The 20,564-nt window shown below is 35.3% G+C and carries 23 protein-coding genes and 3 tRNA genes; 12 read left to right on the forward strand and 14 right to left on the reverse strand.

All coding sequences use genetic code 11. The features are described from left to right. Positions 1–7: 7 nt before the first annotated feature. The 6 genes from AC5YGD_RS06260 to cgtA are packed head-to-tail and all read right to left on the reverse strand — an operon-like array spanning position 8 to position 4,446. Positions 8–586, reverse strand: a complete 579-nt coding sequence (locus tag AC5YGD_RS06260) for an NfuA family Fe-S biogenesis protein (RefSeq protein WP_271558583.1) — start codon at positions 584–586, stop codon at positions 8–10. Next, complete coding sequence (gene panC / locus AC5YGD_RS06265) at positions 579–1,424, reverse strand: pantoate--beta-alanine ligase (protein ID WP_496141137.1); 846 nt, start codon at positions 1,422–1,424, stop codon at positions 579–581. The genes AC5YGD_RS06260 and panC overlap by 8 nt, the downstream gene beginning before the upstream one ends. Then, a complete protein-coding gene (gene panB / locus AC5YGD_RS06270; protein ID WP_496141138.1) occupies positions 1,424–2,206 on the reverse strand; it encodes a 3-methyl-2-oxobutanoate hydroxymethyltransferase in 783 nt (260 codons plus the stop codon). The genes panC and panB overlap by 1 nt, the downstream gene beginning before the upstream one ends. Next, positions 2,203–2,676, reverse strand: coding sequence for a 2-amino-4-hydroxy-6-hydroxymethyldihydropteridine diphosphokinase (folK, locus tag AC5YGD_RS06275; RefSeq protein ID WP_496141139.1), 474 nt, complete (start codon positions 2,674–2,676; stop codon positions 2,203–2,205). Before folK ends, panB begins: the two co-directional genes overlap by 4 nt. Beyond that, positions 2,670–3,443, reverse strand: coding sequence for a glutamate 5-kinase (proB, locus tag AC5YGD_RS06280; protein WP_496141140.1), 774 nt, complete (start codon positions 3,441–3,443; stop codon positions 2,670–2,672). The genes folK and proB overlap by 7 nt, the downstream gene beginning before the upstream one ends. Then, positions 3,430–4,446 (reverse strand): Obg family GTPase CgtA, encoded by a 1,017-nt coding sequence (gene cgtA, locus AC5YGD_RS06285; RefSeq protein WP_496141141.1) that lies wholly within the window; start codon positions 4,444–4,446, stop codon positions 3,430–3,432. Before cgtA ends, proB begins: the two co-directional genes overlap by 14 nt. Before the next feature lie 248 nt (positions 4,447–4,694). Between cgtA and AC5YGD_RS06290 the strand changes: the two genes are divergently transcribed. Continuing rightward, complete coding sequence (locus AC5YGD_RS06290; protein ID WP_496141142.1) at positions 4,695–5,954, forward strand: glycosyltransferase N-terminal domain-containing protein; 1,260 nt, start codon at positions 4,695–4,697, stop codon at positions 5,952–5,954. A gap of 9 nt (positions 5,955–5,963) precedes the next feature. Here AC5YGD_RS06290 and thiC read toward each other — a convergent pair whose 3' ends face one another. Continuing rightward, positions 5,964–7,832, reverse strand: a complete 1,869-nt coding sequence (gene thiC / locus AC5YGD_RS06295; protein ID WP_271540988.1) for a phosphomethylpyrimidine synthase ThiC — start codon at positions 7,830–7,832, stop codon at positions 5,964–5,966. Between the two features lie 38 nt (positions 7,833–7,870). Between thiC and hemB the strand changes: the two genes are divergently transcribed. Together hemB and AC5YGD_RS06305 are read left to right on the forward strand one after the other, a co-directional pair. Beyond that, on the forward strand, positions 7,871–8,860 hold the full coding sequence (gene hemB, locus AC5YGD_RS06300) for a porphobilinogen synthase (protein WP_496141143.1): 990 nt from the start codon (positions 7,871–7,873) through the stop codon (positions 8,858–8,860). A 61-nt stretch (positions 8,861–8,921) separates the two neighbouring features. Next, the gene (locus AC5YGD_RS06305; protein ID WP_496141144.1) at positions 8,922–9,377 is read left to right on the forward strand and encodes a hypothetical protein; all 456 of its coding nucleotides are present in this window, start codon (positions 8,922–8,924) and stop codon (positions 9,375–9,377) included. A 17-nt stretch (positions 9,378–9,394) separates the two neighbouring features. Here the strand turns inward: AC5YGD_RS06305 and AC5YGD_RS06310 are convergent, their stop codons facing one another. The 4 genes from AC5YGD_RS06310 to rpoZ all read right to left on the reverse strand — a co-directional run bounded on the left by AC5YGD_RS06310 (position 9,395) and on the right by rpoZ (position 13,434). Continuing rightward, positions 9,395–10,060 carry a nitroreductase family protein gene (locus AC5YGD_RS06310; RefSeq protein WP_496141145.1) on the reverse strand — a complete coding sequence of 222 codons (666 nt, stop codon included), beginning with the start codon at positions 10,058–10,060 and terminating at the stop codon, positions 9,395–9,397. A 58-nt stretch (positions 10,061–10,118) separates the two neighbouring features. Next, positions 10,119–11,006 (reverse strand): EamA family transporter, encoded by an 888-nt coding sequence (locus AC5YGD_RS06315; RefSeq protein WP_496141146.1) that lies wholly within the window; start codon positions 11,004–11,006, stop codon positions 10,119–10,121. Positions 11,007–11,041: 35 nt separating this feature from the next. Continuing rightward, positions 11,042–12,955 (reverse strand): acetate--CoA ligase, encoded by a 1,914-nt coding sequence (gene acs / locus AC5YGD_RS06320; protein WP_496141147.1) that lies wholly within the window; start codon positions 12,953–12,955, stop codon positions 11,042–11,044. A 134-nt stretch (positions 12,956–13,089) separates the two neighbouring features. Next, a complete protein-coding gene (gene rpoZ, locus AC5YGD_RS06325; protein ID WP_496141148.1) occupies positions 13,090–13,434 on the reverse strand; it encodes a DNA-directed RNA polymerase subunit omega in 345 nt (114 codons plus the stop codon). 55 nt (positions 13,435–13,489) lie between these two features. On the opposite strand from rpoZ, the gene dnaQ reads away from it, so the two are divergent. The 4 genes from dnaQ to AC5YGD_RS06345 all read left to right on the forward strand — a co-directional run bounded on the left by dnaQ (position 13,490) and on the right by AC5YGD_RS06345 (position 14,543). After that, positions 13,490–14,161, forward strand: coding sequence for a DNA polymerase III subunit epsilon (gene dnaQ / locus AC5YGD_RS06330; protein ID WP_496141149.1), 672 nt, complete (start codon positions 13,490–13,492; stop codon positions 14,159–14,161). Between the two features lie 87 nt (positions 14,162–14,248). Next, a tRNA-Pro gene (locus AC5YGD_RS06335) sits at positions 14,249–14,325 on the forward strand. Positions 14,326–14,374: 49 nt separating this feature from the next. Then, a tRNA-Arg gene (locus tag AC5YGD_RS06340) sits at positions 14,375–14,451 on the forward strand. 16 nt (positions 14,452–14,467) lie between these two features. Continuing rightward, positions 14,468–14,543, forward strand: a tRNA-His gene (locus AC5YGD_RS06345). Positions 14,544–14,621: 78 nt separating this feature from the next. Here the strand turns inward: AC5YGD_RS06345 and AC5YGD_RS06350 are convergent. Together AC5YGD_RS06350 and AC5YGD_RS06355 are read right to left on the reverse strand one after the other, a co-directional pair. After that, the gene (locus AC5YGD_RS06350; protein WP_496141150.1) at positions 14,622–14,885 is read right to left on the reverse strand and encodes a helix-turn-helix domain-containing protein; all 264 of its coding nucleotides are present in this window, start codon (positions 14,883–14,885) and stop codon (positions 14,622–14,624) included. A gap of 176 nt (positions 14,886–15,061) precedes the next feature. Further along, a complete protein-coding gene (locus AC5YGD_RS06355) occupies positions 15,062–16,150 on the reverse strand; it encodes a tetratricopeptide repeat protein (protein ID WP_496141151.1) in 1,089 nt (362 codons plus the stop codon). A 253-nt stretch (positions 16,151–16,403) separates the two neighbouring features. On the opposite strand from AC5YGD_RS06355, the gene AC5YGD_RS06360 reads away from it, so the two are divergent. Beyond that, positions 16,404–17,300: an EamA family transporter gene (locus AC5YGD_RS06360; RefSeq protein WP_496141152.1), complete on the forward strand. Its 897-nt coding sequence runs from the start codon at positions 16,404–16,406 to the stop codon at positions 17,298–17,300. Positions 17,301–17,407: 107 nt separating this feature from the next. Next, on the forward strand, positions 17,408–17,794 hold the full coding sequence (locus AC5YGD_RS06365) for a hypothetical protein (RefSeq protein ID WP_496141153.1): 387 nt from the start codon (positions 17,408–17,410) through the stop codon (positions 17,792–17,794). Between the two features lie 108 nt (positions 17,795–17,902). On the opposite strand, the gene AC5YGD_RS06370 is transcribed toward AC5YGD_RS06365, so the two are convergent. Further along, positions 17,903–18,049 carry a hypothetical protein gene (locus AC5YGD_RS06370; protein ID WP_496141154.1) on the reverse strand — a complete coding sequence of 49 codons (147 nt, stop codon included), beginning with the start codon at positions 18,047–18,049 and terminating at the stop codon, positions 17,903–17,905. 150 nt (positions 18,050–18,199) lie between these two features. Here AC5YGD_RS06370 and AC5YGD_RS06375 point away from each other — a divergent pair, with 150 nt between their 5' ends. From AC5YGD_RS06375 to map, 3 genes are all read left to right on the forward strand, one after another. Continuing rightward, a complete protein-coding gene (locus AC5YGD_RS06375; RefSeq protein WP_496141155.1) occupies positions 18,200–18,706 on the forward strand; it encodes a hypothetical protein in 507 nt (168 codons plus the stop codon). 126 nt (positions 18,707–18,832) lie between these two features. Further along, positions 18,833–19,723 carry a protease HtpX gene (gene htpX, locus AC5YGD_RS06380; RefSeq protein WP_496141156.1) on the forward strand — a complete coding sequence of 297 codons (891 nt, stop codon included), beginning with the start codon at positions 18,833–18,835 and terminating at the stop codon, positions 19,721–19,723. Positions 19,724–19,733: 10 nt separating this feature from the next. Further along, positions 19,734–20,513 (forward strand): type I methionyl aminopeptidase, encoded by a 780-nt coding sequence (gene map / locus AC5YGD_RS06385; RefSeq protein WP_496141157.1) that lies wholly within the window; start codon positions 19,734–19,736, stop codon positions 20,511–20,513. Positions 20,514–20,564 lie beyond the last annotated feature (51 nt).

The following is a 20,564-nucleotide window of genomic DNA, read 5'->3' on the forward strand; positions in this document are numbered from 1 at the left end:
TCAAGAATTACATATATGCATTTTCTTTATGGGAGTGATCCGTTGCATCAAGAACAGCAGATATTTCTGGATATAAGCCCTTAAGTTGTTTTTCAACCCCATCTTTAAGAGTCATGTTTACTGAACTACATCCTTGACAGCCCCCTCCAAAATTCAAAATCACTTCTTTTTTCTTAGTGATTTCGACAAGGTCAACAAAGCCTCCATGTGATGCTAAGCTTGGATTTACTTCAGTCACGATAGTAAACAGGACCTTTTCCTCAAGAGGAGCATCATCTTTAGGCGCTTCACCTTTGGCATTAGGAGCAGTGATAGTAAGTTTTTTATTAGTGCCATCTAACTTCAACGCAACATGAGAATCACTTAAAAATTGATTATTAGATTCATCAATAAAAGCACTAAAACCCACAAAAGGAAATTCATTATAAGTATCAGGGAGATCGCTCTTGATACAGAAGTTAAATGTTACCGTTGCAACCGGAGTGCCGGCTTTTTCAACGTCAACTTTTAAGCCAAGATCTTTTTCATCTTGCTGCTCAAAAAGGTCTGCAACATAAATTTCTGCTTCTTCAGTAATACTAAACATTTGGCCTCCTAAAGACAATATTATCGATTAGTCGAGTTTCGCCTAACCTTATAGCGGATATTATAATAATTTCTGAAGTGTTAGTCGCGATTTGTGTAAGGTTATTCGCATTTAGAATTTCAAGATATTCTACTTCAAAGTTAACTCTTAACTCAGATAGAGTTTTTTCCATAACGAATTCAACAGAATCTCCCTGCTCTATAGCCATTTTTGCATTACTAAGTTGCTGATAAAAAAGGGGCGCCTTATGTCGGTCCTTATTACCCAGATATTTATTTCTTGTGCTCATTGCCAGGCCATCAATCTCTCTTTGAGTAGAAACTGAATCTATCATCACGTTTAAATTATTATTTTCAACAAGAGATTTAATAATTAAGAGCTGTTGATAATCTTTTTCGCCAAAAACCGAATAATCAGGATTTACAATATCAAATAAGCAATTTACGACTTGCGCCACTCCATTGAAATGTGCTGGTCTAGAAGCGCCGCAGAGCAGTCCTCCCATTTCACCCACATCATAATTTGACAAGACTCCATTTGGATATATTTCTTTTTTTGAGGGAATAAATAAGGCGTCTACACTCTGACCCTCTAAAAGAAGCTTGTCATCAGAAAAAGTCTTGGGATATGAGTCAAAATCTTCATCTTTAGCAAACTGGGTAGGATTGACAAAAACACTTACAACAACAGTATCTGCCAAAGATTGGGCTTTTTCTACAAGCCTCAAGTGTCCATCATGAAGACCTCCCATGGTTGGGACTAGGGCAACTTTTTTATTACTACTTCTGTGGGTATCTAAAAAAACCTGAAGATCACCTGACCTTTCAAAAATTTTCATTAATAACTCTCACTTTTATTAGGAAAACTTCCTTCTTTTACCTCCGAAACAAAGGCTTTAATCGCTGAAGAGATACTGCTTTCTGAGCTTAAAAAATTACGAACAAATCTTGGCTGCCTACCAAGTGTTATGCCTAACATATCATAACTAACCAAAACTTGGCCGTCGCAATCCCTTCCAGCTCCAATTCCAATTGTAGGTATTTTTAGCTTTTTAGTTATCAACTTTGCTAAATTACTTGGAATACACTCAAGCACTAAAATACTTACGCCTATAGATTCGAGCAACTTTGCATTATCTAGAATTGATTTAGCATCAGCCTCATCTCGACCTTGAACTTTATACCCGCTTGAGTCAACAACTAATTGTGGCTGAAGGCCGAGATGGCCACAGACTCTAATATTATTGGAAACTAGGGCATTAATGACATCTGTATTTTCAACTCCACCCTCTAACTTGACCATATGTGCACCACTATCAATCAATTCTTTTGCGTTGACTAAGGCAGTTTTAGGATTATCATAACTATGAAAAGGCATATCTGCAATAACTAAAGATTGATTACAAGCTTTTGCAACAATTGCAGAATGGTAAAGCATGTCATTCATAGAAACTGAGCGCGTATTTTCAGAGCCCTGAATAACCATTCCAAGAGAGTCACCAATTAAAATAATATCAACGCCTGCACTATCAATAAGCTTAGCCATGGAAGCATCGTATGCTGTTAGGCATGTAATTTTTTGACCATTGTCTTTGAATACACTTAACTCAGAATGTTTCATAGTTTTTTCACATCCAACTTATTAATTCTATCGAGTAGACTTACTATTGGCCCTAATAAAGGAACTTTTATTTTAGGCTCTATTTCAAATAAAGGCACTAAAACAAAGGCCCTATGTATTGCTTCTGGATGGGGTATAGACAACCGTTTGTTTGAAATAACCTGCTCTCCATAAAGAAGTATATCTAAATCAATCGTTCTTGATCCCCATTTTAACTCTCTTACTCTTTGCTGATTATCTTCAATTTCTTGGCAAAGATTTAATAAATTAATAGCACTCAGTTTTGTTTCAATCTTACATACTGCATTGATATAGTTTGGACCAGGAATATCTAAAAGAGGCTTGGACTCATAAAAACTTGATGCATTAATAAGTTCAGTCTTATTATTATCATTCAGAGAATCAAGGGCTCTTTTTATTTGAACTTTTGGATCCTTTAAATTTGAACCTAAGCCGATATAAGCTAACAATGAATTAGTGTCCCTATATTTTCTCCTTGGTATATTCTTGTCAAAACGCTCTCTTCTCTTCCCCAAGCTATATTAGAAAATGTTTTAGATTTTGCGGCTTGCTTTGCAGCCATAACTTTTGAATACATTCCTCCAGAACCTAAAATACCACCAGTTTTTCCAGCAACTCGCTCTAATTTTTCATCATCAAAATGAATCTCTTTTATTAAGCTGGCATTCTTATTTACTCGAGGATCATCATCGAAAACACCATGCTGATCTGTCAATATAATTAATCTTTCGGCATTTAAAAGATTTGCTACAAGGGCCGCCAAAGTATCATTATCACCAAATTTTATTTCTTCGGTTGCAACTGTATCGTTTTCATTGATTACTGGCACTGCGCCAAACTCAAGCAAATTCTCTAGAGTTGCAGAGATATTTTCAAAATGTTTGGTATTAATTAGGTTATCTTGAGTCAAGAGCACCTGAGCTGTCTGTACTTTATGTTTTGCAAATAGATATTCATAAGCCTGGACTAACCCCATTTGACCAACAGCAGCAGCTGCCTGAAGTTTATGAATATCAGTTGGTTTGTCTTTCCAGCCAAGTCGTTTCATACCTTCAACAATTGAGCCACTAGAAACCAAAACAACATCAATGTTATGAGATTGCAGTTCAACAATTTGCTCAACCCATTCAGAGATTAGGTCTTTATCAATCCCTTTTCCATTATTAGTTAAGAGGGCAGATCCAATCTTTACGACCCAGCATTTATTCTTCTTCATCTTTCTCTTCAATAAGGTCATACAAACCAAAAACTAAGGACTTGCAGCCCATACCATTTAAAGCAGATATGTTAAACGCATTACCTTTATATTTGACTTTTTTAAGAAAATCTTTAATTATCTTATCTCTTTTATCTTCTTGAATAAGGTCAATTTTATTAATAGCTAATAACCTTGGTTTTTCAAAAAGCTCGTCATCGAATTTTTTTAACTCAGCCTCAATAGTTAAGTAGTTACTGGCAGGATCCGAGCCATCCGCTGGCAAGATGTCAATCACGTGAAGAAGCGCTTTTGCTCTTGAAAGATGCTTTAGAAATTCAAACCCAAGACCTACACCTTCGCTTGCTTTTTCAAGTAAACCAGGTATATCAGCCATAACAAAGTGATTATTTCCAGCCTTTACAACTCCAAGATTTGGGTGGAGAGTTGTAAAAGGATAATCAGCTACCTTTGGTCGTGCTCCAGAAATTTGCCTGATTAAGCTCGATTTTCCAGCATTTGGCATACCCAAAAGTCCAACATCTGCCATTACATTAAGTTCTAATCCAATCTCTCTCACCTCTCCAGGCGTTCCTGGTGAAGTTTGCCTTGGTGCACGATTAATTGAAGATTTAAAACGAGCATTACCTAACCCATGAAAGCCACCTTTTGCAACCAAAAGATCTTGCTTATGAAGTGTAATTTCGCCGATTACTTCATCCGTTGAGAGGTCAATTATTTTAGTTCCAAGTGGTACTTCAACATACATATCAATAGCTGACTTTCCTCTTCGATCACTTCCTTCTCCAGGTAGGCCATTTTTAGCTCTATATAACCGGTTATAACGAAATTCGCTTAATGTATTAAGTCCCTCTTGACCACGGAAAAAAATACTACCACCATCACCGCCATCACCGCCATCTGGACCGCCATCTGGAATATATTTTTCACGGCGAAAGCTGAGGCAACCTCTGCCACCTTTACCAGCTTCAACCATCACACTTGCAGAGTCAACAAATCTCATAATTTATACGATTAATAATTTAATTAATAGCTTGCACCAAAAAATGAATCAATCTAAAACAAAATAGATGCAATAGAAGTTAGGTGATAAAGCTATAATATCAGTCAATTATTATACCTTTTTTCTTATCTAAAGCCCTCTTCAAGATAAGCAAAAGTATTCCATTTGAATTATTTAATCATAGACTTTGGCTTAGTGTTATTTATGAAAATAAAAGCTCAATTAAAAAAATATAATGAAATAGTCAAATGAATAGATTTATATATACAGTTTTAATTATTCTAAGTTTGCCATTTGCTCTTTTAAGGACCCTATTAAGAGATGCTAAAAACTCTAATTGGATCCGTAAACTAAAAAATCAATTAGGTTTTGTGCCTAAAATTTCAGGCAAGGTTATATGGTTACATTGCGTATCTGTTGGAGAGTTTAATGCAGCCAAACCTCTAATTAACAAGATATTTATTAAATTTCCTCTTCATAAAATTGTTATCTCAACCACAACCATTACAGGATCTGAGGCTGTTGAAAAGCACTATAAAAGCCAAGTCATTCATTGTTTTTTTCCTTTTGATATCCCTTTTATAGTTAGTTCATTCCTAAAAAAAATCAAGCCTGTTGCTTGTATTCTTTTAGAAACAGAAATATGGCCAAATTTAATTACTAAACTTAAACATAAAAATATTCCAGTAATGCTTGTTAATGCAAGATTATCAAAAAAGTCTTTTAAAAAATATAACAAATTCTCCCCTAAGTTAGTTAGTTCGACTCTAAATAGCTTGAGCATAATATGTTCTCAGAATGAAAGCTCATCAAAACGCTTCATCTCACTTGGTGCTAATAATAATATTATTACTACCGGAAGCTTAAAGTTTGATTCCAACGAACCTAGTAATTCAAAAACTATTCAAACATTAAAAAATATAACTGGAGATCGAAGAATTGTTGTTTTTGCCAGCACAAGAAAAGGTGAAGAGTTACAAATAATCAAAAGCTATCTCGCCCTTAAAAGCAAATTCAATGCACTTCTTTTAATGGTACCAAGGCACCCAGAAAGATTTAATGAAGTTTTTAATATGGTTAATGAAACCGGTCTTAATGTTAAAAGAAGATCATTAGCTGGTCATTGTGAGCAAGATACAGACATACTAATTGGAGATAGTATGGGTGAAATGATGTCTTATTTAAACATAAGTGACATAGCATTTATTGGTGGAAGCCTGACAAATAATGGTGGTCAAAATATGCTTGAAGCTGCATCACTTTCAAAACCTATTATTTTTGGTCCAAGCGTATTTAACTTTGAAGAAATCTCGAAGAGGCTTTTAGATGATGGATCTGCTATACAAGTAAGTAACGCTGAAGAGTTAATGAAAACTATTTCTGAACTGCTTTTAGATGATGAAAAGAGAAAACTAATTGGAGAAAGTGCTAAAACTACTTTTGAAAATAATCGCGGCGCAACGACTAAAATATTTAAAGCAATTGCACCGTATATTAAAGATACTTAAAGAAGACTCTTAAGCACCCTCTTTTAAGTAGATTTCACTATCATTATCTAAGAATTCTTCAGACTTTTTATCCATTTCGATTTGAATTTCCTGAATTTTTTTAACTTCTTTGGCATCTAAACCTTTAATGTCTTGAGAAATCTTCATAGAACAAAACTTAGGTCCACACATCGAACAAAAGTGCGCAGTTTTTGCAGCTTGTTTTGGAAGGGTTTCATCATGAAAACTTCGAGCAGTATCAGGATCTAAACCAAGATTAAACTGATCTTCCCACCTAAATTCAAAACGAGCTTTTGAAAGAGCATTATCTCTGATTTGAGCCCCAGGATGCCCCTTGGCTAAATCAGCAGCATGCGCTGCAATTTTATAAGTAATAATTCCTGTTTTAACATCATCCTGATTTGGTAGCCCTAAGTGCTCTTTAGGAGTTACATAACAAAGCATTGCACAGCCATACCAGCCAATTTGAGCAGCTCCAATAGCTGAAGTAATATGATCATAGCCAGGAGCTATATCAGTTGTGAGTGGGCCAAGTGTGTAGAAAGGCGCTTCTCCGCACTCTTCCAACTGCTTTTCCATATTGTCTTTAATCATATGCATTGGCACATGACCAGGACCCTCAATAAAAGTTTGAACATCATGCTTCCAAGCTATTTTTGTTAATTCACCTAAGGTCTCAAGCTCACCAAACTGGGCAGCATCATTAGCATCTGCAATCGAGCCAGGCCTTAGGCCATCGCCTAAAGAAAAGGTCACGTCATATGCCTTCATGATTTCACAGATATCTTCAAAATGCGTATAAAGAAAACTCTCAGTATGATGCGCAAGACACCACTTCGCCATAATTGATCCACCTCTTGATACAATCCCCGTAACTCTATTCATAGTTAGAGGGACATACTTAAGACGCACGCCAGCATGGATAGTAAAGTAGTCAACCCCTTGCTCTGCTTGCTCAATTAAGGTATCTCTAAACACTTCCCAAGTTAAGTCTTCAGCAACTCCTTTCACTTTTTCAAGAGCCTGATAGATAGGAACAGTTCCAACAGGAACAGGGGAATTGCGAATAATCCACTCGCGAGTTTCATGAATATTTTTTCCAGTAGAAAGATCCATAATAGTATCAGAGCCCCATCGAACTCCCCAAACCATCTTTCCTACCTCTTCATCAATTGAAGAGCCTAGAGCTGAATTACCAATGTTTCCATTAATCTTAACTAGAAAGTTTCTACCAACAATCATGGGCTCCGTTTCTGGATGATTAATATTATTAGGAATAATTGCACGGCCCCTAGCAACCTCATCTCTTACAAATTCAGGGGTAATTATTTTAGGAGTTGCAGCCCCAAAGCTTTCGCCTTTGTGTTGCCCAACTTGATCTTTATACTCCTGCCAAAGACAATTTTCTCGAATAGCAATATATTCCATTTCTGGGGTAATAATGCCTTTCCTAGCATAGTGCATCTGAGTAACATTTTTGCCTTTCTTTGCCTTTCTTGGGGCTTTTAAATGTTCAAATCGAAGCTCATCAAGTTTTTTATTGCCAAGTCTCTCGTTTGCAAATTTCGAGCTAACACCATCAAGAATCTCGGTGTCATCACGCTCTTCTATCCATTTCGAACGGAGTGACTCAAGCCCCTCTCGATAACTGATCGTTTTACTAGGGTCTGTATAAGGTCCAGAAGTATCATAAACGTGAACTGGATCATTTTTTTCTGCAAGATCACCAATGGTATCGGTGAGTTTGATTTGCCTCATTGGGACTCTAATATCGTCACGTGAACCCTTGACATAAACCTTGGTTGAGTTAGGAAAAGGCTTAATAAATGCCTCGTTAATACTTGATAGACTAGTAAGTGTTTCGGATGATTGCTTCATTATTGTATAATTTGGTTAATGTAACTTGAGAAAAGAAAATGTCCATTTTAACTCATCGACCAAGAAGAATGAGGAAACACGAATTTAATCGTTCATTAATTCGCGAGAACTCTCTAAGTGTAAGCGATCTCATATATCCTTTATTCATTATTGAGGGTGAAAAGAAAAAAGAAAAAATTGATTCAATGCCTGGAATTGAACGACTTAGTATTGATCAATTATTAATTGAGGTCAAGGAAATTGTTGATTTAAAAATTCAAGCGATTGCTTTGTTTCCAGTAATTTCTCCTGATAAAAAGACGCTCGAAGCTGAAGAATCTTATAACCCTGATGGACTTATTCAAAAGGCAGTCAGGGCACTTAAAAGAAACTTTCCAGATCTTGCAGTTATTACAGATGTGGCGCTAGATCCTTTTACGAGTCATGGCCTAGATGGGGTTATTGATAGTAATGGATACGTTCTTAATGATGAAACTGTTAATATTTTAGTTAAACAAGCGTTGTCCCATGCTCAAGCTGGAGCAGATATTGTTGCCCCTTCTGACATGATGGATGGCAGAATTGGAGCAATTCGTTATGCATTAGAAGAGCAAGGTCATATTCATACAAATATACTTGCGTACTCTGCCAAATATGCCTCTTCTTTTTATGGTCCATTTAGAGATGCTGTAGGCTCATCAAAAAGCTTAGGTAAGTCTGATAAAAAAACTTTCCAGATGGATCCTGGAAATTCTGATGAAGCAATTCGTGAGGTAGAGCTTGATATTTCAGAAGGTGCTGACATGGTTATGATTAAGCCAGGCTTACCTTATCTTGATATAGTCTCTAAAGTAAAACAGACCTTTGGCGTACCAACTTTCGCTTATCATGTTAGTGGCGAGTATGCAATGCTTAAAGCGGCTAGTCAAAATAAATGGATTGACGAGAAATCAACAGTACTTGAAACGCTTTTGTGCTTTAAAAGAGCCGGAGCAGATGCTGTTCTAACCTACTATGCCAAAGATGCGGCTAAATGGATGCAAGATTAGTAATCACTATTTATTATAAAAACTTTATAGATTCTCAAGCTTAATGAAATAGAAGATACAAATGAACCAAAAAATAGCCTTTTACTTGCTTTCGATCATTGCAATATTTTTTATTGGTTATAACTATTCACAGTTCAATATAGAGCCAGTAAAGCCAGAAATTATTACTATCAATAATAATGACGAGATTGAAGAATACAAATCAGATAAATTAGGCCTACAGCAGCAACTAGAAGAACTTAATGATCAACTTATACTTGCACTTGACGAACTCAAATTCACCTCTCAAAAACTCAACCTTTCTGCCAGTCAAATCCAGGTTCTTGAAGAAGAGTTAATTAAAATTCAAAATGCATTCAATCTTAGTGATTCATTACTTAAAAAGAGTAACGCTAAGCTTTTAGAAAATGAAAAAACTTTAAAAGAGGTAGAAAAAGCATTATCAGATGCCGAGCTGGATATTGAACTAATTAAATTTGATCTTGAAATTGCGGAAGCCAATCTTCGAGCTAACTAAGAAATTAATTTATATTTTTAAGAGTAATATTTAGCTATTTGAGATAGATCTTCACGAGGTGTTCTATAGCTGTTAATTACCTGAGTTTTATCTTCATAGCCAAGCGCCATTCCGCAAAGAACAATTTTATCTTTATAGTGTGGAAACTCCTCTCTAACAATCTCAGGATACTCCCCAAGAGCTGCTTGCGGACAAGTTGCTAATCCATGCTCGACCGCTGAAAGCATAATAGACTGGATAAACATACCATAATCCATATAAGAGCCCTTCTCCATTGACTTATCGATAAAAAAAAGTAGGATAACAGGCGCGTTGAATGCTTGATAATTTAACGCCCATTGATCAATCTGTCTTTGCTCATCCTCTCTCTTAATACCTAATGTTGAATACATTAATAAACCGCACTCTTTTCGTCTTTGCTTAAACTCACCCAACCATTCAACTGGATAGTATTTATAATCCATAGCCCCTTTCTTACCATCTCGAAAAGCTTTCTCAAGCTTACTACATAAGCCATCCTTACTTTCTCCAGTTACAACAGCAACCTGCCATGGCTGGGTATTTACTCCAGAAGGAGCTGTTTTTGCTTGATTAATAATTTCATTAATAACACTGATAGAAACATCTTTATCTAAAAATGCTCTTGTTGATTTTCTTTCAGCTAAAGCGGTTTTTACATCCATCATTCATTCCATTATGTGAGATATGATTATCAAATCCAAAAATTTAAATAAATTTACCCTAAATACTTCTAGGCTTGGCATAAAGAACTATTATATTTCCAAAAATTATTAATATAACTCCAATTAATCCCGTCCAGCTCCAAACATAATCTTCAAATAAAGTTGATAGAAGCAAAGCAATCGTTGGAGTAAAAATATTAACGTATGAAGCTTTATCAGCGCCAATATTTCCTACAAGTTTAAGATAGACACCAAATCCAATAACTGAAGCTACTAGTGATAGATATATTAGAGAAACAACATAGTTATAGCTGGTATCAAAACTAAAACTAAGATCACTAAAAGATATATAAGTAACAAGGATAAGCGATCCATATAACATACTGAAAGCATTACTTTGAATTACGGGGATTTTTTTAGCTTGCATTTGCCCAGAAAGAAGCATACCTATTGATGCAAAAAAAGTTGCCAGCAGCATCCAAAGAAAGCCCTTTATAATTCCTGAATCTAATGACCACTCAGCGCTACTTATCTCATTTGAAAATATAATTGATAACCCTGCAATACCAACTATTGCTCCAAATAATATGGGCAATCTAACGGGCTTTTTGAAAAAAACAAAACCATTAAGCACGGTAAACAAAGTAAGTGTTGAGAAGATAAGGCAAACCAGCCCTGATACCAAATAAATAGTGCCAAAGTAGGCGCATATATAATTAATACAAAATAGAAAAAACCCTAGCAAAAGCCAGTTTATGTGTTCCCTCCATGGAAAAGAAAGTTTAAGCCCTCGAGCAAAGCACCAGATAAAAAGCATTAACGATGCGAGAAGAAAACGCCATACTATTGAAACTTGAGGAGCCACATCATAGTCCAACTGAAAACTTATACCAAACCAAGATGAGCCCCATGCAAGGAGAACAATAATGTACAGGAATGCATTCATTATTTATTGATTAATAAATTGGCAGAAAATTTCTATTAAACTCTATTTTTAATCAAGTCATCCACAACGCCAGGTTCAGATAATGTTGATGTATCTCCAAGTTCTGCATAGTCATCTTCTGCAATTTTCCTCAGGATACGTCTCATAATTTTTCCTGATCTTGTTTTTGGAAGACCCTGTGCAAATTGAATTTTATCTACCGTTGCGATTGGGCCTATTTCTTTTCTAACTAAAGCTACTAGATCTTTTTTAAGCTCCTCAGTACCTATAACGCCAGTCATTAAAGAAACATAAGCATAAATGCCTTGGCCTTTTATATCATGGGGCATACCAACAACTGCAGACTCACTTACATCGCTATGAAGAACTAAGGCAGATTCAATTTCAGCTGTACCTAGTCGGTGCCCAGATATATTTAAAACATCATCGACTCTTCCAGTAATCCAATAATAACCATCAGCGTCTCGCTTTACTCCATCTCCTGCAAAATATTTACCCGGGTAAGTCGTAAAGTAAGCCTCCATAAATCGCTCATGGTTGTTATATAAAGTCCTCATTTGACCTGGCCAAGATCTTGCTATAACAAGTACACCTGAAGCCTCGCCCTCTAAAAGCTCTCCACTCTCACTAAGAACTTGTGGCTCTACGCCAAAAAATGGCATAGTTGCAGAGCCTGGTTTTAAAGCTGTTGCAAACGGCATAGGTGTAATCATATGACCACCAGTTTCTGTTTGCCACCAAGTATCCACAACTGGACATCTCTCCTCACCAACAATACTGTAATACCATTCCCAAGCTTCAGGATTAATTGGCTCCCCAACAGTTCCTAAAATTTTTAAACTAGCCCTAGAGGTTTTTTTAACATGCTCATTTCCAGCACCCATCAGAGCCCTAATAGCAGTTGGTGCTGTGTAGAAAATATTTACTTTATGTTTATCAATCACCTGCCAAAATCTTGAGGCATCTGGGTAATTAGGAACGCCCTCAAACATTAAAGAAGTTGCTCCATTAGCCAGCGGCCCATAGACTATATATGAGTGGCCAGTAACCCATCCAACATCAGCAGTACACCAGTAAATATCTCCCTCTTGATAATCAAAAGTATATTTATGAGTCATTGCAGCATATAACAAATATCCTCCTGAAGTATGAAGAACGCCCTTTGGTTTTCCAGTTGAGCCAGAAGTATAAAGAATGAATAAAGGGGTTTCAGCGTCAAACATCTCGCAAGGAAATTCTGGTGAAGCATTTTCGACTAGCTCGTGATACCAAACATCTCTATCGCCCCAAGTAACTTGTCCATCTGTTCTCTTTACAACAACAACATGCTCAACACAGCCACACTCTTTCGTTGCAATATCAACATTAGCTTTTAAAGGAATTGATTTACCACCACGAACCCCCTCATCAGAAGTAATTACTAGCTTGCACTCACTATCAAGAATTCGATCTCTCAAAGCATCTGGTGAAAATCCTCCAAAAACTACTGAATGAATCGCACCAAGCCTTGCACATGCAAGCATGGCAACTGTAGCTTCAACGATCATAGGCATATACAAACAAATACGATCCCCTTTTACAACACCTAAATCCTTCATTCCATTGGCAAATTTACACACTTTTTCATGAAGCTCTTTATAGGTTATTGATTCACTTGAATTAGGATCATCTCCCTCCCAAATAATTGCAACCTGATCAGCACGTTCAGGCAGATGACGATCTAAACAGTTATATGAAACATTCAAAGTTGCACCCTCGAACCAAGCAATCTTGCCCTTAGAAAAATCAACTTCTGAAACTCTATCCCATTTCTTTTCCCAGTCAATAAATTTTTCAGCCTGTTCAGCCCAAAACTTATCTGGATTTGAAATAGAATAATCATACATAGACTGATAACTCTCAGCATTGATTAATGGCTTTCTATTGCTTTGCATAATAGGATATTGCATTTAATTTCCTCAATGTTCAATTTGTTAAAAACATGTTACCAAAGTCAATGATTATAAAAATAGTTAAATATATTGAATTGGGCAAAAAAAAATGACGCAGTGCGTCATTTTTTATTAACTCTTAGAAGTCTTATTTATTCATCAACCTCTTTAACTGCTAGATCATCAGATTCAGCTTCTGAGTCTAACTTAACATCTGAAAGCTCTGCTGCAACTTCGTTTGCCTTGACTTCTTGAGCAAGTCTATCATGAGCATTAAGCTCTTCTTCCATTGCATACTCTTCAGTCAAAATTGAGGCATCAATCAAACCAGCTTCAATTTCTCTAAGAGCCACTACTGTAGGCTTATCTTTACCAACTTCTAAAGTCGATCTAAACCCGCCAGAGTTTAACTGGTGCGCTCGCTTTGCAGCAACTAAAACTAATTCAAATCTATTCTCTACCTTATCTAAACATTCCTCTACTGTTACTCTTGCCATAATCTTAGTTAACCTATTTTGGTCAGATGATAAAATAAAGCAATTTTACTTTAATATGCCTAACATGGAAAGACTTATTGTACTTGATACTGAGACAACTGGAATTCGGCCAGAGGAGGGGCATCGCATTATTGAAGTTGGAGCAGTACAAATATTAAATAGAGAAATAACAAACACTGAATTTCACAAATATGTTCAACCTAATAAGCCAGTTGGGGACTCAGTCAATATCCATGGCATTACAGATAAATTCTTAATAAATAAACCGCAATTTGATAAAATTTCTAATGACTTACTATCTTTTATTAAAGGGGCAACTTTAATTATTCATAACGCGCCATTTGATCTAGGATTTTTAAATAATGAATTAAAAATAAATGGTATTGACAAAAAGATAGAAGATATTTGTCAAGTCATAGATACCCTAGAACTATCTAAAGAGCAGCGTCCAGGCACTATGCACAATCTAGATGCATTATGTAGACGTTTCGGAGTTGATACAAGTGCTAGAACAAGGCATGGAGCTTTACTAGATGCACAAATTCTCGCTCAAGTCTATCTTGCGATGACTGGTGGGCAATCAATATTGTTTCAAGAAAGCTCAAACATTGAATCCCAGATAAGTGATCCAGCAATTATCAAAAATAATATTGCCAATAAAGACAATATCAAAGTTATCTATGCAAATAAAAAGGAAACTGACCTTCACGATAACTACTTTAAATAGCAAGTAAATAGTGCAAATAAAATAGATTAAATATGGCTCAAAATAGGCATTGACTAACAATCCTATCACAGTATAATTACTCACCTTCGGAGTGTGGCGCAGTCTGGTAGCGTATCTGGTTTGGGACCAGGTGGTCAGAGGTTCGAATCCTCTCACTCCGACCAAAATTTATAATTAAAGTGCAAGCCTAGACTTTATTAAAGCAAAGTTATTGCGCCCATAGCTCAGCTGGATAGAGCAACGGCCTTCTAAGCCGTAGGTCATACGTTCGAATCGTATTGGGCGCACCACTTTTTAAATATTATGGCGGGAATAGCTCAGTTGGTAGAGCCCCGGATTGTGATTCCGGTTGTCGCGGGTTCGAGCCCCGTTTCTCGCCCCACTTCCTATTAGGGTTTCAGCCTAATATTCAACTAAAAAAGAAGTCAAAAAGTCCTTTTGTGTGCCCTTGAGTGTTTTTTTAACGAAAAAAAGAACTTGGTTTAAATATAGATTCCATCTCGGTTAATGAAATAGCTAAAGAATCACAGAAAAGCTCTATATCTGAAAAAGCTATCGGTCCAGAACCAGATTCAATTTCAATAATAAATGAAGTTTTGCACTTCATCTTTGTTGCAAGAGCTTCTGCAGTCATTTCTAATCTTTTTCTTTTTTCAATAAATAGAGCTCTTATCGCTTGATGAGCATCATTATGAAATAAATCTTTTTGAGGATGAAATAGCATTTAATTTAAACCGAATAATTTGCAAATAATAAGGTCATTATGAACTATATTAAATTAAATTATTATATTAATTTAATTTATTAATAAATCTACCTCAGTTCACAAACAAAATTGAACTTTGGTTAAATTTAAAAACACTATCATTAATCTTGGATTGAGTAACCTCACTCCATGTTTTAAGAGACTTTCAGGATATAAATCTTTCCATCAATCCAGTTACTTCCTTCTTTCCTTAATTTCACATTTTGAGAATCAACCAGCTCAAACCCATAAGAAGCAACTTCTAAAATATAACTATCTGAGTGAGCATAACGTGAACTTTTTAAAAGGGAATAGTCTTCACCTTGATGAGTTTCAATTGAAAAGATAAAAAAAGAATTTTTATTAGAACACTTTTTCACTGCGTTAAAGATTGATGTTATCTCACCGATATATATGAATACATCAAGGGCAATAAATAAGTCATATTTTTCTTTTGATAAGTCAAGTTTCTCAACAATGTCTCCAGCAATTAAACTATCATAAACACCTAGCTCTTTTGCCTTGGATATCATGTTTTCTGAGATATCAATTCCAGTAAGATAATTGCTAATGCCTTGCAAATCTGCTCCTGATAAACCCGTTCCACATCCCAAATCAATTACTTTATCGAATTTAGTTCTTGCAGGGTCAATCTTTAGGATTATTTCTTTAATAAGAAGTGGCAGCTTATATTGAAGTTGGTTTAATAAAGATTCGTCAAATCTTTCTGCATAATCATCAAATAAGTTTTTAACATATTCTTTTGGAGGCCTCTTACTTGTATTGCCTTGCAATGAATTAAGCATGTGTTGAGGAATAGCATAGTCTGGTTTTAAATCAAGCGCCTTTTCATAGAACTTAATTGCTAGATCAGTTTTTCCCTGACTAGCATAACAACCTCCAGTCATATTAAACAATAACGCATCATTAGGGCTGTCTTTTATTAGCTCTTCAAGGACATCAATTGCATCTGGAATAAGCTGCTTAGAAAAAAAATATATTACAGTAAGAATTTTATTATTATGTGTTGAAGCATAGTCAGGACTTATAGCCACAACTTTTTTATAACTCGTTACTGCTGCATCTAACCGACCAAGTTTATGATTTGCAGAGCCAAGATTGTAATGCGCATCAACATACTCTTGCTTTATAGAGATCGCTTTCTCATAGAAACTAATTGCAGCTTCTAATTCGCCTAACTTAGAGCACCTCTTACCTTTGATATTGTATAGTTTATGTTTCATTTGGATTCATTTTAATAAGCCTAAAATAGCGTGTAATAGATCTATTTATGATCACTATTGTAAACTGTAGAGAATAACAATTAACTGAATGTATAAACACTATAATAAGTTTTTAATTACTTCAACCTAGATTAAAACTAAGGATATTGCTCCTCTTTTATTAGGTTTTTAGCCTAATATTTAATAAATAAGGAATCACATTAAATTGATAAAAAAACTACTTAATGACCTTTGGATAATTCGATTTTTTAAATTGCAAAGCTTTCAAACTAAAGCAATAATTTTAAACATCTTATCTATAGTGTTTTTTTCAATAATGGTTATTTTTATTAGAAAAGCATCAGAAAATTTACATATTCTTGAAGTTGTTTTTTTCCGAAACCTATTAGCTTTTATTGTAATGCTGCCATTATTAACATCTACTGGCCTAGCTGCAATAAAAATGAATAATACTAAGTTATTTTTTATGAGAGGTTTTTTTGGTGCTATTGGAATGCTCGCTGGATTTACCTGCTTAACCCTCATCCCACTTGCTCAAGCGACAGCAATTAGCTTCTCAAAACCAATATTTATAACAATCGGCGCCACTATTTTTTTAGGTGAAATAATTAAGGCTCGAAGAATTGCTGCAATCATTATTGGTATTATTGGAATGCTCATAATTGTTCAGCCTGGTGTCAATAGTCTTTCATTTGGAATAATGCTTGCAATTATTGCGGCATTAGCTCACTCAGTTAATGCATTAATTGTAAAAAAACTTACTCTTACTGACAGTCCTCAAGCAATTGTTACCTGGATGGTAATAATTCTTATTCCAATTACTTTTATTCCAGCCATTACAGTTTGGCAGTGGCCAAGTTTTGAAACCTGGCTTTACCTTTGGGGAATTGCAATTGTAGGCACGCTCGCGCATTTTTCATGGACTAAATCCTACACAATGGCCGAAATTACCAGCTTAGAGTCAATTGAATTTATAAAACTGCCAATTATGGCTCTTTTTGGATGGATGATTTTTTCAGAAATCCCTGGTACCTGGACTTGGATTGGTGGCTCTATAATATTCATGTCAACAATATACATAAGCCACCGTGAGGCAAAAGCTACAAACTCACTTAAGCTAAACCATGAAGTTCAAGAGCCTAAATTTTAATGACTGATGTCTGTGTATATTTACTAGTTAGATTTTAACATCCGACATTAATCCAACTTTTCAAATGGGTATACTAAGTTGTAAATGATATAAATTAATATAAAGCTATGAGTTCTTACAAAGTATTTAAGCATCCTGAAAAAGGCTTTGAAGCTGTTAAATCTGGCTTTGCTTGGCTCGCCCCTTTTAATCCTATTTGGCCTTTATTTAGAGGGTTATGGGCACTATTCATAACTTATATATTTTTCATTCTTGTTTTAGCTAGTATTGATGCTCAGATATATGGACTTGTTGATTTTATTGATATTTCAAATGCTAATAACTTGCAATGGATCTTATTAATTATACAAATTGTTATATTTGCCTCTCCTGGCTTCAAAGGCAATGAGTGGACTGCAACAAATTTACAGAAAAAAGGTTATATTTTTGATTGTTCAATTGAGGCTAATAACAAAAAAGAGGCTCTAACATTTGTAACTAGCTCTAAAACCTAGGAATAAGATTAAATGAAATCAATCAGGAAGATTAAGCTTTAATTAAAAAAAATCCCACTAAATCAGCGCATGCTAACTTGTGGGAAATTTTAGTATAGTGCAGTTTTTTTAAAAAATACTTGTTACAGCGCTCCATATTCCGCCTATAACTGAACCTACACCGCTAACTGCTGCTGCTGGAACAGCCATCATAGTGTCCATACAACCACTAACTAATAATGCCATCATAGCAATAAATAAGAATCTTAACTTCATTTTTAGAACTCCCAAATTAATTGAAATTTCATTATAAAGTACTTTAAATTGATTGTTTAATCAAATTCTATGTTTTTTTTTGAAATCTATAAATAAACTCTATCAATTCAAGAAAGGGTATATTGTCAACTTAAATAAAAAAAAAATCTTATGGGAAAATATACATATAAAGTCATATTAGCAGGTTTTCTATTATTTTCAATTAACTCTTATGCATTAAACCTGACTAATGATGCAATTGAGCGTGGGATTAACGAAACTTGCTCAACATACTTAGGTCAAATTGAAAAATCTTATAACTTAAATGGTTTAAATATTACATTTGCGCACCCTGAGAGTACTGCTTTACTTCCATCACTTCATATATCTTCACAACAATATAATAATGGCTCTTCAACCTTTTCAGCAACCCTTACTCCTGATGAAGAATATTGCTATATTTCAACAGTTTTAGTTACATCTGTAAATAATCAAACTTGTAGTGAAATATCTCAGCTTAAACTTGAGGTAGATCCAGACCTACAGACTTCTAGCTATGCTGATGGTGACTTCACTATTATTACTCCTAAAGATAATACCTATCAAATAATTCTAACTTCGCAAGGTGAAACTGGCTGCACCATGACAGAAACTCGAATGCTCTGGCCAGGCAGATAATCCTCTCTTTATCAAATTTAGTTTAAAATTCTTGGCGTTAAAATAAACCTTAAGAATATCTCATTAATCTTAAGGTTTTCTTTCTATAATATAACCCTTAAAACTTAATAATCTAAGGATTAAACAATGCAAAGAATATTTCTCTTTTTGTTAACGAATATTGCCATCATGGTAATATTAAGCATCACTCTTAGAATACTTGGTGTTGAAAGCCTGCTAGCTCAAAATGGAAGTGATCTTAATTTAAATGCTTTAGTTATTTTTTCTGGAATTTTTGGATTTGGAGGCGCCTTTATTTCATTGGCAATTTCCAAATGGATGGCCAAAAGAATGACTGGAGCGATAGTTATTGATAGCCCTTCTAATAATGTAGAAAAGTGGCTTCTAGATACAGTTAAAAAACAGTCTAAAATTGTTGGTATTAAGATGCCTGAAGTTGCCATCTTCCCTTCCCCTCAAATGAATGCATTTGCAACGGGAGCAAGTAAAAATAAAGCCCTTATTGCAGTTTCTCAAGGACTACTTGACAGTATGAGTCAAGGCGAAATTGAGGCTGTTGTTGGTCATGAAATGAGTCATGTTGCTAATGGTGACATGGTTACCCTTACGCTGATCCAAGGAGTAGTTAATACGTTTGTTATTTTCTTTTCAAGGGTCATTGGTCATGTTGTAGACAGAGTTATTCTAAAAAACCAACGAGGTCATGGTATTGGTTACTTTGTTACTACAATTTTTGCACAAATAGTACTCTCTATTTTAGCGAGTGTAATTGTTATGTATTTTTCTAGAAAAAGAGAGTATGTTGCTGACACAGGAGGTGCTGATCTTGCGGGCCATCAAAATATGATAAACGCCTTGAAGCGTCTTGGTCAAAAAGAACCTGAAGCACTTCCTGAGCAGCTGGCTGCTTTTGGTATTGGTGAAAAACCTAAAACTGGATGGCGCGAGCTTTGGTCTTCTCACCCCCCTTTAGAAGATAGAATAAAAGCGTTAGAAAAAAGAGCTAAAACATCTTAATAAGGTTTAAATGTCAATATCTATAAAAAGCCCTCAGCAAATTAATAAAATGCGCGTTGCTGGGAAGCTTGCGTCCAGTGTATTAGAGATGATTGGTGAGCATGTAAAGGCTGGCGTAACTACTGAAGAGCTTGATCAAATTTGTCATAACTTCATAGTCAATGACCTAGACTGTATCCCAGCCCCACTTAACTATAACGGCTTTCCTAAATCTATTTGTACTTCTGTCAACAGTGTTGTTTGCCACGGGATACCGGGCAATAAGAAACTAAAAAAAGGCGACATAATCAATATTGATGTGACAGTCATTAGAGATGGATTTCATGGTGACACATCTAAAATGTTTATTGTTGGCAAGCCTAGCATAAAAGCAACAAAGATTTGCCAAGTAGCTCAAGATTGCATGATGCTTGGAATTAAACAAGTTAAGCCTGGAATTCATTTAGGCGAAATTGGGAGAGTAATTGGGGCTTATGCGCTCAGTAAAAACTGCTCTGTTGTTAAGGATTACTGTGGCCATGGTATTGGTGAGGTATTTCATGAACTTCCTCAGGTTATTCACTACAATGATGGGAAAATTGATCGAAGTCCTATATTGGAACCTGGGATGACTTTTACTATTGAGCCTATGATTAATCTCGGTGGCTTTGAAGTTATTACCTCAAGACTTGATGGATGGACGGTGACAACCAAAGATCGCTCTCTCTCGGCTCAATGGGAGCATACAATATTAGTTACTGAAAATGGGTATGAGATTTTAACGCTGCGAGAAGAAGAAAAAAATTCATAACTTAACTAGATTAAGACTTCTAGGCTCAAACTGTTAATTAAGCTTGTGTTA

It is taken from the genome of Candidatus Pseudothioglobus sp. uisw_070 (genome assembly GCF_059512545.2).